The organism is Acinetobacter sp. WCHAc060006, assembly GCF_004209135.1.
Classification (GTDB): Bacteria; Pseudomonadota; Gammaproteobacteria; order Pseudomonadales; family Moraxellaceae; genus Acinetobacter; species Acinetobacter cumulans.
In genome coordinates this window covers 39,406-57,046 of the sequence record NZ_SGSS01000016.1, presented here as the reverse complement: position 1 = coordinate 57,046, position 17,641 = coordinate 39,406, and the positions used below count along the sequence as shown (strand labels likewise).

The following is a 17,641-nucleotide window of genomic DNA, read 5'->3' as shown; positions in this document are numbered from 1 at the left end:
AGAGCATCTGAGAACTACACGCGACAATCCAATCTCATGCTGAATGAATACAATAAAATAATTTACCTTAAATATATCATTTTATTTATGTTTTATAAAAAATTACTCGCTAAACAACACGCTCCTTAAAAATTTTCATCTGGTTATACGCAGTACACAGCCGATCTTTCGCTGTGGCCACATGATTTACTCTTACAATTTGCAACAATTTAGAATATTTACAACGGACATTTTTGTCCGTTAAATAGCGCTATAAATATACATTTACTTTAGAACTTATTATGTCTTTACGCCAAGAACGTGCCACCCAAAACCGTGAAGAGCTTTTGGCAGCAGCCATTCGTATTTTTCGTATGCATGGCATCAATGCTCCATTACAACTGATCATTGATGATGCTCAAGTGGGACGGGCAACGTTTTATCGTAATTTTGCAGATCGTCGTGAGTTGGTCTTAGCATTGATGGAGCAAGCCCTCAATCGTTTAGAGTATCGAGCGCGTCAGCATGCGCAATATCAAGATGGCTTTATTCGACTCATTTATGACCATATTCATAATATTCCTTATCTTACCGCGCTAATGGAATACTGGCGTGTCATCGACCGCCATGACCCAGCAATGGTACAAATTTACCAACGTCGTGACAGTATTTTACAACCGCTGATTGATACAGCCATTCAACATGGACTTTGTCGTGCTGACTTTAGTACCCAAGATTATGCCATGGTGACCTCTATCCTTCGCTCTGCACTACAAGGCTACACCCATGCCGAACAAGAACAATTAGCCACCCGTGCAGTTGAATTATTACTCAATGGTATACGTGCTTAGGTCACTTCACTATGAGCCAGCCACCGCGTCTTTTAGAACCTGCTCCCGATTGGACTGCCGAAGAGAAACCCACTTTACCTGGGTCTCCCGCAGCCATTGCGCACCCCACTTATAAGCGCTATTTATACTTCTGCATTGGGCTTTTTGTTGCTCTTTCGGGCAGCTTAAGTAATGGTTTTATTACCGCGAATTTACCTCTAATCCAAGGTGAATATGGCCTAACACCTTCTGAAGTGGCATGGATTCCCGCAGCCTATGTCATGGCCAATGTCAGCTCAAACCTGATTTTATTTAAAGCCCGCCAACAATACGGACTAAGGCTATTTTCGGAAATTGGTCTGGTGGCCTTTATTGCCGTTTTAATTTTACATTTGTTTGTTCATACCTTTGAAATGGCTGTATTTGTACGTATTGTCAGTGGTTTGGTGGCAGCACCACTTAGCTCATTAGGCATGTATTACATTATGCAGGCCTTTTCGCGAGTCAATTTTGGTCGTGGTCTGTATTTAGCACTGGGCTTTCAGCAATTGGGCATCCCTTTGGCATGGATCATGTCGCCTTATTTGGTCGATGTAAATGATTGGGCGCTGTTATATACCTTCGAGTTGGGCTTAGCACTGTGCTGTTTGGCCATGGTGGTTTCACTCAAACTCCCACGTAGCCTACGTATTGCCGTCTTTGAATTTCAAGACATCTTTACCTTTGTGCTTTTGGCAACTGGCTTTGCATGCTTATGTGTCGTGCTAACCCAAGGGCCTATTTTGTGGTGGCAAAATACCGAATGGCTGGCCTATTTACTCATCGCTGCCTTGGTGCTGATCTGTGTCGGCTTGTGCTATGAACATTATCGCGTCAACCCGCTGATTATTACGCGCTGGCTGAGTACCTCGGCTACAGTGCGTTTTATTATTGGCGCATTTGCCATTCGTTTTTTAATGTCCGAACAAAGCTATGCTGCTGTTAATTTCTTAAAAACGATGGGCATGGGCCCAGACCAATTTGTGACTTTTTATGCCGTCATTATGGCGGGCATTGTATTGGGTACCTTATTTAGCGCCCTTACCTTTTCTCGTGAAAAAATGGTGCTCCATTTATTGGCTGCTGTATTGCTCATTCTAATTGCCAGTGCTTTAGACCATCATTTAACCGTAGATGTCCGTCCAGAAAATTTTTACCGTAGTCAGTTTTTGGTCGGTTTTGCCAGTGGCATGTTTATTGGTCCCTTATTGCTCACAGGCATTATTAGTGCTTTGCAAAAAGGCCCTAGCCACATGGTGACCTTTATTGTTTTATTTTCTGCCAGTCAAACTTTTGGTGGCTTGGTTGGATCGTCATTTTATTCTAGCTATCAGCAAATGCGTACACAGCATTATCAAGCGGAAATTATGAATGATTTACCCCTCACCAGCCCACAAGTTGAACAACGGCTAGAAACTTATAATCGTAGTGCACATATTTACACCCTTGACCCGCAATTACAGCAAAATCAAGCCTTACGTACGCTTTATCAAGCGGTCACCAAGGAAGCCCAAGTACGTGCTTATAATGATGTCATTTTTCTCAATCAATTTTTTGCAGTGATGCTGTTTTTTTGGGGGCTATATACGATTGGCATCAACCGTTACCGTAATTATCGTGCCCTTAAACATGTGCAAAACAATACCAGCTAAGACACAGCAAATACGTACCCTCATTAAAACATCACGATACCGATTGAAATTTAGCGCATATAGAGAATTTTCATGTCAGAACAAGAAAAGCCGACTACACCTACTCCAACGACCACACCTGCACCTGTGGCTACACCCAGTAGTAAATTAATACCAACCGATAAACGTGTGTTGGTTCTGATGTTTTTTGTATTGTTAGTCGGGATTAGCTTAATTTTATGGGCATGGAAGCTTGGACCTTTTCATAGCAGTATTGAGTCGACTGAAAATAGCTATGTCAAAGGTAAAACCACAGTGCTCTCTTCACAGATTAATGGTTATGTGAAAGATGTATTAGTCACTGACTTTGAAGTGGTCAAAAAGGGCCAACCTTTAATGCATATTGATGCCACAACCTATAATCAAAAAGTCACTCAAGCACAATCAGGCATTGATCAGGCCGAAAATAGTTTGGCCAATCAAAGCCAAGCCATTCAACAACGTAAGGCGGATATTATCGCCGCACAAGCCAAAGCAGATCAGGCTGAAGCCAGCTATGTGCTGTCACTCAACCAATTAAAACGCTATCAACAATTAGGTGACTCAGGTGCCACCTCTAAAACAGAACAAGACAAAGCCAATGCTGATGTCAAAAATAATCTTGCGCTACTACATCAAGCTGAAGCCAATGTATTAGTTGCAGAAGAAGCCCTAAAAACAGCACAAGTTGCACAAACAGGTTTAAAAGCCCAAGTGAGCAGTGCTCAAGCGCAATTTGATCAAGCCGTTACCACCAAAGACTACAGCATCATTTCTGCCCCAATGGATGGTCAGCTCGGTGAAGTCAGCCCACGTGTTGGCCAATATGTTGCTGCAGGCACACAGTTGATGTATCTCATTCCTGAGCAGCGCTGGGTTACGGCTAACTTTAAAGAAACACAAATTGCGCACATGAAAATTGGTCAAAAGGCTTGGTTTAGCGTCGATGCACTGAATCATCAACAATTCACAGGCAAAGTCTCACGCATTTCACCAGCAACAGGTTCTGAATTTAGCGTATTAAAACCCGACAATACCACGGGCAATTTTACCAAGGTGGTCCAACGGATTGCAGTGCGTATTGAAATTGATCCCAATCAAACAGACTTTGCCCGTTTACGTCCAGGTATGTCGGTTGTCACCTCTGTCGACACCGCATCTGAAGGCACTCATTAAGAGGTGAGTGCCGATGTTAGCAATCGTCGGACTACACAGAATCTATTACAATAGTCATGATTTTTGTTCAGTCCACCTTTGCTATGTTTGATGCCATTGCCCATACCATCCAAGATCAAGTGCTGAATTTGCATGGCGTACAAGTCAGCTTAAGACGATTAGATTTGGTACATCCACAAATCTCAGGCAATAAGTTTTTTAAACTCAAATACAATTTTCTAGAAGCACAGCAGCAAGGCTATCGCAAAATTTTGACCTTTGGTGGCGCCTATTCCAACCATATTGCAGCCACGAGCTATGCTGCCCAGCAATTTGGCTTCCAAAGTATTGGCATCATTCGAGGGGAAGAACTTAAAACCAAAGCGCTTAATCCTACCTTAGCGAGTGCTACACAGTTTGGTATGCAATTACATTTTGTCAGTCGTGAAGACTATCGACGTAAACAAAACCCAGACTATTTGGCACAGCTACAACAACAATTTCCAGACTGTTATATCATCCCCGAAGGAGGCACCAATGCTTTGGCCATTCGGGGCTGCACAGAGATATTAAAACCAAGCGATCAACAGTTTGACCTGATCTGCTGTGCTGTGGGTACAGGTGGCACGATGACAGGGCTCATTGAAGCCAGCCTTCCACAGCAGCAGATTTTGGGCTTTTCAGCCTTAAAAGGCCTGTTTTTAAATGATGATGTCGCCCAACTTACCCGTAAACGAAATTGGAAGATTATCGACACCTACTGCTGTGGTGGTTATGCCAAAACTACGCCTGAACTCTTGCAATTTATGCAAGACTTTGAAGCCATGCACGACATTCCTTTAGAACAGGTCTATACAGCGAAAATGATGCTGGGTATAGAACACCTGATTTTGCAAGGCAAAATTAGCCCTGAGCAACGGGTTCTTGCACTCCATACAGGTGGCTTACAGGGAAAAATCAAAACAGATTCAGGCAAGACATCTGTGGCACCTTAATAAGGCGATCCTTTCCCCCCCCCTGCAATCCCATACAAAGTTTGTGATTTAAAATTTTCTAGATAGATCCGATGGTCTTGGACTGTCCAATATCTACTAAATTTAAATCACTTAGCCACCTTCTGCTTTAGCATGTTGCATTGCAGCCATTTGAATCTGCCCTTAAAACGCGAAACAACATTCGGCTTCTGCCTAAAATTGTCTATAATGCTGTGCTTTTCTGTTCCATTGAGTTTGCCATGTCTTCAAATCACTATGATGTTTTAGTTTTAGGTGCAGGTGCATCGGGTTTAATGACAGCATATATGGCAGCTCAACGTGGCCGTAAAGTGGTGGTAGTGGAAAAAGCCAATAAAGTCGGCAAAAAAATTCTCATGTCGGGCGGTGGTAAATGTAACTTTACCAACCTGTATGTCGAGCCTGAAAACTTTATTTCACACAATCCACATTTTGTGATTTCTGCTTTAACGCGTTATACCAATTGGGACTTCATTGGCATGGTGTGCGAATACGGCATCGAATATGAAGAGCGCAAACATGGCCAGCTTTTTACCTTAAATGGCGCCAAAGAAATTTTGGCAATGCTATTGGCGGAATGCGAAAAAACAGGCTTGGTCGACATTAAAACCAACTGTGAAGTAAAAGCAGTCAACGCTTTAGAATCACAGGGCTTCCAAGTTGCAACTTCACTGGGCTACTTTGAAGTCGAATCTGTGGTAGTGGCCTCTGGTGGTTTGTCTATTCCTACCCTCGGCGGTTCAGGTATTGGTTATGATATTGCCAAGCAATTTGGTCATCATGTTTATCCTACACGCGCAGGCTTGGTTCCGTTTATGTTTTCGGACAGCTTTAAAGAAGTCACCACGCGCTTAAGTGGTAATGCCGTTGAAGCAACGTTGTCTAACGATTTAAATAGCTTTACTGAAGCCCTGCTCTTTACCCATCGCGGTTTGAGTGGACCAAGCTCGCTACAACTGTCAAATTATTGGGATGCAGGTCAAAGCTTTAAAATCGATTTTTTACCTAGCCTAGATTTACTTGATTTTTTAAAGTCGAAAAAGCAAAACCAAGCCAAAGTTCTACTGCGTACTTTATTGGTTGAGCATTTACCTAAAAGCGTGGTGACTGAATTACAAAACTTAATTTGGTTAGAACAAGCCGACACGGCAATTGGCAATATCAGTGATGATAAGCTAGAACAAATCGCACAGCGCTTATCTGCATTTGAGGTAAAACCATCAGGAACTGAGGGCTACCGCACTGCAGAGGTAACACTAGGTGGTGTAGATACCACTGAAGTTTCATCCAAAACCATGGAAAGTAAAAAACAAAAAGGTCTGTATTTTGTTGGTGAAATTTTAGATGTTACGGGTCACTTGGGTGGCTTTAATTTCCAATGGGCATGGTCATCAGCACATGCAGCCTCAGAGTATGTTTAATGCTCAGCTCATTTCAAGCTTAGAATAAAAAAGAGGCTGTTGATATCAACAGCCTCTTTTTATATATGCATTTTAAATATTGCGAGTACTTATTCTAAGTAATCCGTTTTAAACAATTGTACATGTTGACTGTTGCCCATACGATCAATCGTACGATCCATTTTAGCCACAGCATGTTGAATATGACTTGGTGTTGCAACTGTGTTTGACGTGATGAAATTGAATACTTTATGCATCATTTGGAATACCCCCATTATTTTAACTCCGTTTATATAATTGAAAGCATAATTCATGCCTGTTTCAATCCGATGAAAACGATGGCGTCTCTTTTATTATTTATGCTTCAATGTATTCACTAAAATATCAAAATAAGATTAAATTTCAATCATTATTTTTTACTTCTTGTTCATTTTCAACTTGTTCTGTCACTGGTTGTTGTTTTTCTTTGCGCTTTTTTTGTGCAAATATAAATTGATATGCACTAGCAAGAAACCCAATAGTAATGCCAGCAATCACAATAGGCGCAAAAAATTTATTCGGGGCTTTCTTAGACATTCTTTTTACCTTTTTTCGTATATAGATTTAACTTGAGTTCATGAAAATAACCACTCTAAAGTGGTTATTTTCAGTCTGTTTGTACAGATTATTTTAGGTCATTCAGGTGTATCGGTTGGAGGTGGCGTAATAATTGGCTTTTGTGGTGCGACTAATTGCGCTTTCACATCCGTCGGCTTTTCAGCTTCTTTTTTCGCTTTATCTAACAAATCAGACAATAAGCACTCTGCAGGTTGACGTCCTCCTAAACCAAAGGCCAAAGCAAATGCAACGGCAACGGCGCCTAATGTTAGGCCAAAAGCCAAATTCACAATCGAATCTGCAATGCCCATCGCACGTAGACCCATCGCGACAACCAAGCCCATAATCAATACACGGACTAGATTAGCTAACCAACGCGAACTATTGTACTCCCCACGTTGTACGACATTTGCCACAACATTTGCCAGCCAAAAACCAATCACTAAGATTACAGCGCCGAGCAAGATATTGGCACCAAAGTGAATAAACATAGCAATTAAGTCACTGATTTGTGCAAAGCCCAAACGGTTAGCAGCTTCAGATACTGCAAACAGCATGGTAAAGAATACAATCAGATAACCCACAATATCAGACAGTTTCGTGCTTCCTAAAAAGCGCTGTAAGTCCACTTTTGCTGGTACGTTATCTACACCTGTACCCGCTAGAACTTCAGAAACTAAACGTGCCACCAAACGCGATACCACATAAGCCAAAATTAAAATTAGGCCTGCGGCAATAATATTGGGAATGGCATACATCACTTCGTGCAACATTGCAGTCGCTGGTTGCGAAATCGCATCAATGCCTAAAGCTTCAAATGCCACAATTAATGCAGTGAAGATAATAATGGCAAATACAAATGAGCCCAGTAAACGTGCAACATTGCCATTTTTAAACAAGCCCAGTTTTTCAGCTTGTTGTTGTATGCTCAAACTGCTGACCAGACCTTCGACAATTCCACGCACAATTTTTGCCAAGATGTAACCTACGAAGATAATCACACCAGCAATAAACAGATTTGGCAAATATGAAACGGCTTCATTCACCATATTTTGTACAGGATACAGCAAGCCATTCAGACCTAAAATCGACAGCACAATCGGTAAAAATAGCAATAAAATCAGCCAGTATACGATATTACTGATATTTTCACTCAGTGGGCTCACACCAACATCGGAGCTAAGTTTTTCATCCAGTTGTGTTTTATCTAATAGTTTTTGAGAACTGACTTTGACCAAATTGGCCACAATCCAGCCAATAAATCCAACAGCCAATGCCGCTAAAAGCTGAGGAACAAAAAGCAGGAACTGCTGAATCATATTACTAAATGGACCACTAATACTGTTCAAATTCAGCACATTTAATGCACCAATGACAGCAATTACCAAGATAATCCAAAATACAATCCGAGACACAATACTTTCGATATTTGAGCGATGACCTGTTGCATTGGACAATTTGTCATTGGTGCCAATTTTTTGCAAAAGCTTTTTAATTGCCCCTGCAACCAATAAAGCAATAATCCAACCAATTAATAAAATAGCCACTGCACTTAAAATTGGATGGAACTGATCCCAGTAATACATTGCATCGAACTGCCCATTTGGGCGATTAAGATATTGATTCATTTTGTTTGGCCCTCTTTATTGCTAAAAATCATGTCGTAACACGCTTTAATACTTGTTGTACGAGGTCTTTATATCTGTGACACAGTTATCTTTTTATATAACCTTTAAACATTAAGATTTGTTCACTTTCTAAACAATAGTTAAATGCATAACTACAACAAAAGAGCACAGAGCATTGCAAAAGACCCAGCACATGGGCTGGGTCTTGGATTTAAAAATTATGTATATTAGAGACTTAAATCATATACTCATAACATGAGTGATCAGGTTTTATTGAAGTAGATCACGTTGTAATCCACCTTAAACACAGATGCTCAACTTCACTGTAGAAACCTATACTTTTTGATTGCTTCTCACCTAATTCAAGTAATAAAGCTTAAGCAAACTGAATCAAATGGTTTATTTAATATTTAATTTCAACATTTTAAATATTGAAAACATACTGAGGATCGAACGCTTTTTAGCTAGGGTTTCATCCCAGCAAACATATACAATAATAAAGCAAGTAAGAAAAATCCCACTAACATCAAAATATAGACAGGCAATTTTTCTTTATGTTGTATGTCTGCTCGACTCAAACTAAAAGGTGGTTTTTTAAAATCATGCATCATAATCTTTACACCTTGTGTCCTTTGACTCTTTTATTTTAACAAGCCAAACACTACACACTGTATAAATGCATTAACATCTAGTGAAAACCTGTAAAGCATAAATGTATCCGTCGAGCACAGTCAAATGTACTCAAGGTGATACTTTATCTGAACATTAAAATAAGCGTTTAGGGCGTGTTGTATCTTGTGTATCTATGGTCATTTCATGTTCATCTTTTAAGTGCACACCCGATAAGCCCAGTTGTTTAGATTTGTTCATCAGCCCCAATAAGCGCTGTATGGCAAGCTGTGTAGATAAACCTGCAGGGCGCACATTAGAAATACAATTACGCATCGCATCATGACAGCCACGCCGTGCTTGCCAAGTATAGTAAATCCCCATGCTGTCAGGTGAACTCAACCCTGGCCGTTCTCCAATTAACATGACCAACATATCTGCTTGTAAAATTTCGGCAATTTCATCGCCCAATGCAACACGACTGCCAGTCGCAATGACAAAAGGTGCTACACGCCATTGCGCCTGCTGACAACTTGCATAAAACTGCTGCATAAAATACGGCGCGTTATCTTCTATGGCTCGTGCAGACAGACCATCTCCCGCCACAATCACCACATCATAAGTATTGGGGTTTGACTGCGCATAATCTTTGAGTAACTGATGTGAAGCCTCTGAGAGTTCCCGCCCTAAATCAGGCCGTTTTAGGTAAATATCTTTATCCTGTGCGCAGCTTTCAACTTGCAAAACCTCAGTATTCACCTCAATGAGTTGTGAGCGTATCCCCTCTATATCTAAAGCCTTTAACACAGCATCTTTCGCTTGGGCATGTGCCAACTGAAACTCTAGAGCTGGTTGGGTGGGTAAACTCCCTCCCACACGTCCTAATGCAATACGTGCATCAGTAAACTGTTTTAGGCGTTCCCACGCGTTGGCCTCAACACATGTTTGAAACTGAAGATCTGCTGATAATTTCATTGACTTCTGCTCCCTATGAAGACCTTAAAAGTCGTGCAAATTGATCTGGCATTTGGCTTGGCCAATGCAATTGCTGTGCTTGTTGCTTCAATATACCTTGTTGCTCTAACCAGACTGCAAATTCTGGTGCGGGCTCTAAGCCCAACAGCTGTCGAATGTATAAAGCATCATGAAATGACGTGGTTTGATAATTCAGCATTACATCATCTGAACCAGGAATACCCATCATAAAATTAAGGCCTGCGTTGGCCAGTAAAGTCAGCAACACATCCATATCATCTTGATCAGCATCGGCATGGTTGGTGTAACAAATATCGCAGCCCATCGGCACACCCAGTAATTTTCCACAAAAATGGTCTTCTAAGCCTGCACGTATAATCTGTTTACCATTGTACAAATACTCAGGCCCTATAAAGCCCACCACAGTATTAACCAAAAAGGGTTTGTACTTTCTTGCCACGGCATAAGCACGGGCTTCTAAAGTTTGTTGATCCACCCCAAAATGGCTGTTGCTTGATAAGGCACTGCCTTGCCCTGTTTCAAAATACATTACGTTCTGCCCAACGGTGCCACGTTTCAGGCTCAGTGCCGCTTCATAACCCTCTTGTAACATGGCAAGATCAATACCAAAGCCTGTGTTGGCACTTTGCGTTCCTGCAATGGACTGAAACATTAAATCCACTGGTACATTTTGGTTCGCCAGCTGTATGCCCGAGCTCACATGCGTGAGTACGCAAGACTGGGTCGGAATGTCATATTCTTGGATAATATAATCCATGAGCTTGAGTAGCTCTGACAGGTTCTGCACATTATCTGTTGCTGGGTTAATGCCAATCACAGCATCGCCATTGCCATACATCAGTCCATCTAAAATACTGGCAGAAATCCCCAATACATCATCTGTGGGGTGATTGGGTTGTAAGCGCGTCGATAAATGTCCTTCTAAACCAATCGTATTACGAAATTTTGTGATCACTCGGCATTTTTTGGCAACCAAAATAAGATCTTGATTACGCATGATCTTACTGACCGCTGCCACCATCTCAGGAGTCAACCCGAGTTGTAGCGCCTGTAGTTTTTCTGTTGTGGCATCTGCACTTAATAACCAATCGCGAAAATCCCCTACGGTAAAATGTGAAATAGGATAAAACGCGACGGCATCATGCTCATCCATAATTAAACGTGTCACTTCATCACGGTCATAATCGACCAACGCCTCATTTAAAAACTGCTTTAATGGCACATCTGCTAAACACATTTGTGCAGCCACTCGCTCTGTGGCATCCACTGCAGCTATACCCGCCAACTGATCGCCCGAACGTTCTGGCGTCGCCTTAGCCATTAAGGTTTTTAAATCAGCAAAAACATAATGATGATGTACCACATTCATTTGGTAGAGCATGTTTCCCTCCTAATTCCCTTTATCGCTATTTCAGCTCTTGTTCTGCTTGTTGAATATTTGCAAACTCTTCTTCAGGTGTACCCGCAACCAAGTGATGACGGCTATACAGCAAGAAATACAAGATAAATAACACGTAAATGGCAGCCGCCATCAACCAAACTTTAGGGTCTACGACAAAACCAGCAACAACAGCAATAGCCGCCAATAGCAAAGCAATACTTGCGGTCACCACACCGCCAGGTGCTTTATACGGGCGCACCAAGTCAGCTTTTGAGGTCTTTAATTTAATATAAGACAGCATCATCAGCACATAAGAAATGGTTGCGCCAAACACAGCCATCAAGATAAGTAAATCACCTTCACCTGACAATGACATACAAAAACCAATCACACCCGGCACTATAATTGCCCAATGGGGAGCATGGTTTTTATTGGTCAAAGACAATTTTTTAGGGAGATAACCTGCACGAGACAAGGCAAAGATCTGACGTGAATAAGCGTAGATAATTGAGAAGAAACTTGCGATTAAACCCGCCAAGCCCACAAAGTTAACAAAACCTGCCAACCAAGTATTGGCGCCATAAACTGCTTTTAATGCATCGACCAACGGTGCGCCAGAGGCTTTTAATGCATCAGCACCGGCGGCACCAGGCCCTAAAAATAAAATACTAAGTGCAAAAAAGGCCAAAATCAGCATTGAGCCAATTAAGCCTCGAGGCAATGATTTTTCAGGCTCTTTGGCTTCTTCTGCTGCCAATGGCACACCTTCAACAGCCAAGAAGAACCAAATGGCATAAGGCACTGCTGCCCAAATCCCTAAATAGCCTAGTGGCAAGAAAGCACTTGCACCTGTAGCCTCTGTATGTACAACAATATCAAATAAATTCGCGCTGTTAAATGCTGGCAACATAGCGAAAATAAATACCATCAGTGCGACAGCAGCCACTGCTGTAATCACAAACATGATCTTAAGTGCCTCACCCGCACCCTTTAAATGAATCCCCATAAACAGTAGATAACAGACCAAATAAATAATCCAACCACCAATACCAAATAAGGATTCGCAATAAGCACCAATGAAGCACGCAATAGCAGCAGGTGCAATTGCGTATTCAATCAGAATCGCAGTGCCCGTGAGATAGCCCCCCATCGGGCCAAATGCAGTACGCGCAAAACTATAACCGCCACCTGCGGTCGGGAGCATGGTCGACATTTCCGACATGCATAAACACATACATAAATACATGAATGCAACCACAACGGTCGCAATAAACATACCACCCCAGCCACCTTGAGCAAGGCCGAAGTTCCATCCTGCAAAATCACCTGAAATGACGTAGGCCACCCCTAAGCCAACTAAAAGCAACCAGCCCACAGCCCCTTTTTTGAGTTGTCGTTGTGCAAAATAATCGGCTGTTTCTGCATGCGCTGTCGATGGTGCAACAGCAGATTTTAATTCAGACATAGGCACCTCTGATCTTATGTTTATTTTTCACTCAGTGATAAGCACAAGCTATACCAATTTTGAATTTTTAGTCAAATTTGCCTTGTTCTAATTTGTTATCTTATTCAAATTTATTGAGTTTTAAGTATTTTAGTACGCCCATCTGGCCATCAGGGAAAGTCTGCATTTCCAAAAGGAAATGAGCTATAATTATGCACTTCATTTTTTATGCACTGATTATTTATGGCGTATAGTCAACAAAGTGTAACGCTTGATCTTGACACTGACGTCACTCATCACTGTACATTACACTACACCCGTGATCAGCATCTGATTGGGATCATGGAATTTAATAAACCGAGCTTTCTGCTGAAATGGGGCGATTTAGAATATTTTCGTCGTCGTACAGAAGAGTTCTCGGTGATGCCTTTTCCGGAATGCATCAATGCGATGGTGATTGATATTCGCAATGTCTCAGCCTTCTTAGACAACGAGGTGCCGATCATTCCTTGGCGTTTATTAGAAGAAGAATGCCCCGTTCGCTTGGTTGTACCGCAAGACCGCTTAGACCATTATGCAGGTTTCTTTGAACCAACTTGGCTAACCACTGATGTGGAAACAGCTATTCAAGAAATTCGCGAATTTATGGATATGTTTGTGCATTAATACCTTGGCCATTTGAGCCTGTATTACATGTCTATAGCTCTTGATTCAAAATCAAAAACGGCGCTCAAAGCGCCGTTTTTATATGTATCATCATGATTAACGTTTTTTCAATTCATCACGAATTTCACGCAACAATTCAATATCTTCTGGTGTTGCTGCTGGAGCTGGCTCTTCCACTTTTTGACGACGAACTTTGTTCATCAATTTCACTAACCAGAACACAACCCATGCAAGCAATAGGAAGTTAATCAAAATGGTGAGGAAGTTACCATAAGCTAAAACATTTAAGCCTGCATCTTGCGCTGCTTTTAAAGTTGTCAGGTTATTTGGATTATCACCCAGTACAACGAACCAGTTTGAATAATCCACGTCACCACCGAGGATCCATGAAATCAATGGCATCACAATGTCTTTTACCATGGAATCGATAATTTTACCGAAAGCACCACCGATAATGACACCAACAGCTAAGTCCATTACATTGCCTTTGACAGCAAACTCTTTAAATTCTTGAATAATACTCATGTCATCTCCAGAAATTTTTCACTTTAATTATGTGATGAAGTATACATTAATTTATGTATTTCGATTTCCGCCTAATTTACTTAGTTTTTGTTCATTTCTAAATGCCAAGTATAAAAATACACACAATCTTTTTGACCTTATGTGCTATTCGAGCAACTGATCTGGCGCACTTTTATTTTAAATCAGCTTCAAACAAAAGTTAAACGACATCTTTGTACATAAAAAAACCGCTGATTTGCATCAGCGGTTTTTTATCCGAAGATAAGAATAACTTATTTGTTACGCTTACGTTCGTTTTCAGTCAACCAACGCTTACGGATACGGATTGACTTAGGTGTTACTTCAACTAGCTCGTCATCTTCAATGAACTCAAGCGCTTGTTCAAGTGTGTATTCAACTGCAGGAACAAGAGTTAACGCATCGTCAGTACCTGAAGCACGTACGTTTGTTAACTGTTTCGCTTTAGTTGGGTTAACAACCATGTCGTCAGAACGTGAGTTAATACCCACGATCATGCCTTCGTATACTTCAAGCTGTGGTTTAGCAAATAGACGACCACGGTCTTGTAAGCTGAACAATGCATAGCCAAGGCAAGTACCTTGAACCATAGAAATCAACACACCGTTTTGACGCTTCGCAACAGTACCTTGTTTCATTGGACCGTAGTGAGAGAAGCTAGACGTCATGATCCCTGTACCAGAAGTCATCGTCAGGAATTCAGAACGGAAACCGATTAAGCCACGTGAAGGAACAGTTGCTTCAATACGGATACGGCCTTTACCGTCAACTTCCATATTGGTCATTTCGCCTTTACGGTGACCCATTTGTTCCATTACAGCGCCTTGGTGCTGCTCTTCAACGTCAAACGTTACGTTTTCGTAAGGTTCTTGTTTTTCACCGTCGATTTCTTTCAAGATTACTTGTGGACGAGATACGCCCATTTCGAAACCTTCACGACGCATGTTTTCAATAAGTACTGAAAGGTGAAGTTCACCACGACCAGACACTTTGAAACGGTCAGGACTGTCAGTATCTTCAACACGTAATGCTACGTTGTGAATCAATTCGCGGTCTAGACGTTCACGGATGTTACGTGAAGTTACGAATTTACCTTCTTTACCAGCAAACGGTGAGTTGTTTACTTGGAAAGTCATAGACACTGTAGGTTCATCTACAGAAAGCGCTGGAAGTGCTTCAACTGCTTTTGGATCACAGATTGTGTCAGAGATATGAAGTTCATCGATACCAGTTACACAAACGATGTCGCCTGCTTGAGCAGATTCAACGTCGATACGTTCAAGACCATGGTAACCCATGATTTTTAAGATACGACCGTTACGTGTTTTACCGTCTTTGTCGATTACAGTTACAGGTGTATTTAACTTAACAGAACCACGTTGAATACGACCAACACCGATTACACCAACGAAGCTGTTGTAATCAAGTGAAGAGATTTGCATTTGGAATGGACCATCAACGTCAACTGCTGGTGGCTCAACGATGTCTACAATTGTTTCGAACAATGGAGTCATGTCTTCAGCAAGTTCTTCTGGAGAAGGACCCGCTACACCGCGAAGACCAGAAGCATAAACAACTGGGAAGTCTAACTGTTCGTCAGTACCACCAAGGTTGTCAAACAAATCAAATACTTGGTCAATTACCCAATCCGGACGCGCGCTTGGCTTGTCCACTTTGTTAATAATTACGATTGGTTTCAAACCACGTGCGAACGCTTTAGACGTTACGAAACGAGTTTGTGGCATTGGACCTTCTTGTGAGTCTACAAGAAGAAGTACGCAGTCAACCATCGACATTACACGTTCAACTTCACCACCGAAGTCGGCGTGTCCCGGGGTGTCCACGATGTTGATACGGTATTCAGTATCAGTACGTTTGTCTAACCATTTGATTGCAGTGTTTTTTGCAAGAATGGTAATACCACGTTCAGACTCAATAGCGCCAGAATCCATTACACGTTCGATCTCGCCTGCGCGATCGCCAAGAGCACCTGATTGCTGTAAAAGTTTGTCTACAAGAGTCGTTTTACCATGGTCGACGTGCGCGATAATGGCAATGTTACGGAGAGTTTTAATATCTGACATGTGTATTCGATACGCCTAAAGTTTGAGGGCAAATTATACAGAAAAAATATAGATTTTAGTAGTGACAGTTTATTGACATGATCAATTTTTTTCGCCATACGGCCCCTTTTAATTTTGTAAAGGGATGTAAACAGATTAGAATAGCGCCACCTAGCCTTAATTTGCTGTACCTTATGTCTGATTTGAACCAATCTCCTGACCCTAAAGATCAACTCGATTTAGTCTATGGACTCGAAGATCGACCGAAACCATTCGTCGCTTTTTTAGCAGCCTTCCAACATTTATTGGCCATTATTGTCCCTATCGTGACGCCTGGCCTGTTAATTTGTTTGGCTTTAGGTGTCTCTAAAGAAGACACGAATATGATTTTATCGATGTCTCTAGTCATTTCAGGCATCGCAACTTTCCTACAATGTAAAAAAGTTGGCCCTTTTGGTGCTGGTCTTTTAATTGTTCAAGGTACAAGCTTTAACTTTATTGGCCCAATTATTGGTATTGGTTCAGCAATGGTGGCTGCGGGCACGCCTGTAGAAGCAGTGATGGCTTCTATTTTTGGTGTGGTGATTGCAGGTGCATTCATTGAAATGGGCGTATCACAAATTTTACCGTGGATTAAAAAACTAATCACACCACTGGTTACAGGTATTGTGGTTCTGCTTATTGGCTTAACCTTAATCAAAGAAGGTTTAATTTCAATGGGTGGTGGTTATCAAGCCATGGGCGATAAAACCTTTGCCAATGCAGATAATCTCATCATGTCATGCACGGTATTGGCTTTAATTATTTTACTCAACCGTGTGTGTATTACATGGGTAAAAAGCTCAGCGATTTTAATCGCACTTGTGGTGGGTTACATCCTTGCAGGCTTTATGGGGCACTTAAACTTTGATGGTTTAAAAGATGCACCACTGGTACAAATTCCAACACCAATGCACTTTGGCTTAAGCTTCTCTTGGAGCTTATTTATTCCAATGGCATTTATTTACCTTGTAACTTCGTTAGAAGCCATTGGTGATATTACCGCAACTTCAAAATTATCAAACCAACCTGTAAATGGCCCACAGTGGATGCAGCGCATTAAAGGCGGTGTCCTCGTTAACGGTGCTAACTCATTCCTTGCAGGTATTTTCAACACTTTCCCAAGCTCTGTGTTTGCGCAAAATAACGGTGTCATTCAATTGACTGGTGTTGCAAGTCGCTATGTAGGTATTTGGATTGCTGCTTTATTGGTGATTTTAGGCCTACTTCCTGCTGTTGCAGGCGTAATCCAAGCTGTCCCACAGGCCGTACTCGGTGGTGCAGTTATGGTGATGTTTGGTGCTGTTGCTGCTTCAGGGATTAATATCCTCTCTGGGATTCAGTTAGATCGTCGTGCATTATTAATCATCGCGATTTCTTTAGCGCTCGGCTTAGGTGTTGCTCAAGTACCACAAATTCTTGAACACTTGCCTGAACTCATTCGCAACATTTTCAGTTCTGGTGTTGCAACTGGCGGTATTGCTGCCCTTGTATTGAATATTATTCTTCCTGAAGTGAAGAAATAATTCATTTTGCTCAAGCACCGTCAAGCGTTATCCCTTGGCGGTGCTTTTGTTATGGAGAAATAA

The 17,641-nt window shown here is 41.6% G+C and carries 14 protein-coding genes and 1 pseudogene; 7 read left to right on the top strand and 8 right to left on the bottom strand.

Going from position 1 to position 17,641, the window contains the following annotated elements; translation table 11 throughout:
• The first annotated feature begins 281 nt into the window (after positions 1-281).
• From EXE29_RS10720 to EXE29_RS10700, 5 genes are all read left to right on the top strand, one after another.
• The gene (locus tag EXE29_RS10720) at positions 282-830 is read left to right on the top strand and encodes a TetR/AcrR family transcriptional regulator (protein ID WP_120364643.1); all 549 of its coding nucleotides are present in this window, start codon (positions 282-284) and stop codon (positions 828-830) included.
• An 11-nt stretch (positions 831-841) separates the two neighbouring features.
• Complete coding sequence (locus EXE29_RS10715; RefSeq protein WP_120364642.1) at positions 842-2,500, top strand: MFS transporter; 1,659 nt, start codon at positions 842-844, stop codon at positions 2,498-2,500.
• Between the two features lie 72 nt (positions 2,501-2,572).
• Complete coding sequence (locus tag EXE29_RS10710; protein WP_120364641.1) at positions 2,573-3,694, top strand: HlyD family secretion protein; 1,122 nt, start codon at positions 2,573-2,575, stop codon at positions 3,692-3,694.
• An 83-nt stretch (positions 3,695-3,777) separates the two neighbouring features.
• Positions 3,778-4,668 (top strand): 1-aminocyclopropane-1-carboxylate deaminase/D-cysteine desulfhydrase, encoded by an 891-nt coding sequence (locus EXE29_RS10705; RefSeq protein ID WP_120364658.1) that lies wholly within the window; start codon positions 3,778-3,780, stop codon positions 4,666-4,668.
• Positions 4,669-4,907: 239 nt separating this feature from the next.
• Complete coding sequence (locus EXE29_RS10700) at positions 4,908-6,107, top strand: BaiN/RdsA family NAD(P)/FAD-dependent oxidoreductase (protein ID WP_106985971.1); 1,200 nt, start codon at positions 4,908-4,910, stop codon at positions 6,105-6,107.
• An 89-nt stretch (positions 6,108-6,196) separates the two neighbouring features.
• On the opposite strand, the gene EXE29_RS17505 is transcribed toward EXE29_RS10700, so the two are convergent.
• From EXE29_RS17505 to eat, 6 genes and pseudogenes are all read right to left on the bottom strand, one after another.
• Entirely contained in the window at positions 6,197-6,346 is a 150-nt protein-coding gene (locus EXE29_RS17505; RefSeq protein ID WP_155687855.1) for a hypothetical protein, read from the bottom strand.
• A 142-nt stretch (positions 6,347-6,488) separates the two neighbouring features.
• Positions 6,489-6,662 (bottom strand): hypothetical protein, encoded by a 174-nt coding sequence (locus EXE29_RS17500; RefSeq protein ID WP_165382494.1) that lies wholly within the window; start codon positions 6,660-6,662, stop codon positions 6,489-6,491.
• A 107-nt stretch (positions 6,663-6,769) separates the two neighbouring features.
• Positions 6,770-8,311 (bottom strand): annotated as a pseudogene (locus tag EXE29_RS10695) (mechanosensitive ion channel); the annotation flags it as partial.
• A 765-nt stretch (positions 8,312-9,076) separates the two neighbouring features.
• Positions 9,077-9,895, bottom strand: a complete 819-nt coding sequence (gene eutC, locus EXE29_RS10690) for an ethanolamine ammonia-lyase subunit EutC (RefSeq protein ID WP_120364639.1) — start codon at positions 9,893-9,895, stop codon at positions 9,077-9,079.
• Between the two features lie 13 nt (positions 9,896-9,908).
• On the bottom strand, positions 9,909-11,297 hold the full coding sequence (locus EXE29_RS10685; RefSeq protein ID WP_120364638.1) for an ethanolamine ammonia-lyase subunit EutB: 1,389 nt from the start codon (positions 11,295-11,297) through the stop codon (positions 9,909-9,911).
• A gap of 25 nt (positions 11,298-11,322) precedes the next feature.
• Positions 11,323-12,762, bottom strand: a complete 1,440-nt coding sequence (eat, locus tag EXE29_RS10680) for an ethanolamine permease (RefSeq protein ID WP_120364637.1) — start codon at positions 12,760-12,762, stop codon at positions 11,323-11,325.
• Positions 12,763-12,984: 222 nt separating this feature from the next.
• Between eat and EXE29_RS10675 the strand changes: the two genes are divergently transcribed.
• Complete coding sequence (locus EXE29_RS10675) at positions 12,985-13,407, top strand: hypothetical protein (protein ID WP_106985950.1); 423 nt, start codon at positions 12,985-12,987, stop codon at positions 13,405-13,407.
• 96 nt (positions 13,408-13,503) lie between these two features.
• Here the strand turns inward: EXE29_RS10675 and mscL are convergent, their stop codons facing one another.
• A complete protein-coding gene (gene mscL / locus EXE29_RS10670) occupies positions 13,504-13,932 on the bottom strand; it encodes a large conductance mechanosensitive channel protein MscL (RefSeq protein ID WP_106985949.1) in 429 nt (142 codons plus the stop codon).
• 272 nt (positions 13,933-14,204) lie between these two features.
• Positions 14,205-16,034, bottom strand: a complete 1,830-nt coding sequence (typA, locus tag EXE29_RS10665) for a translational GTPase TypA (RefSeq protein WP_106985948.1) — start codon at positions 16,032-16,034, stop codon at positions 14,205-14,207.
• 173 nt (positions 16,035-16,207) lie between these two features.
• Between typA and EXE29_RS10660 the strand changes: the two genes are divergently transcribed.
• Positions 16,208-17,578 carry a uracil-xanthine permease family protein gene (locus tag EXE29_RS10660; RefSeq protein ID WP_120364636.1) on the top strand — a complete coding sequence of 457 codons (1,371 nt, stop codon included), beginning with the start codon at positions 16,208-16,210 and terminating at the stop codon, positions 17,576-17,578.
• Positions 17,579-17,641 lie beyond the last annotated feature (63 nt).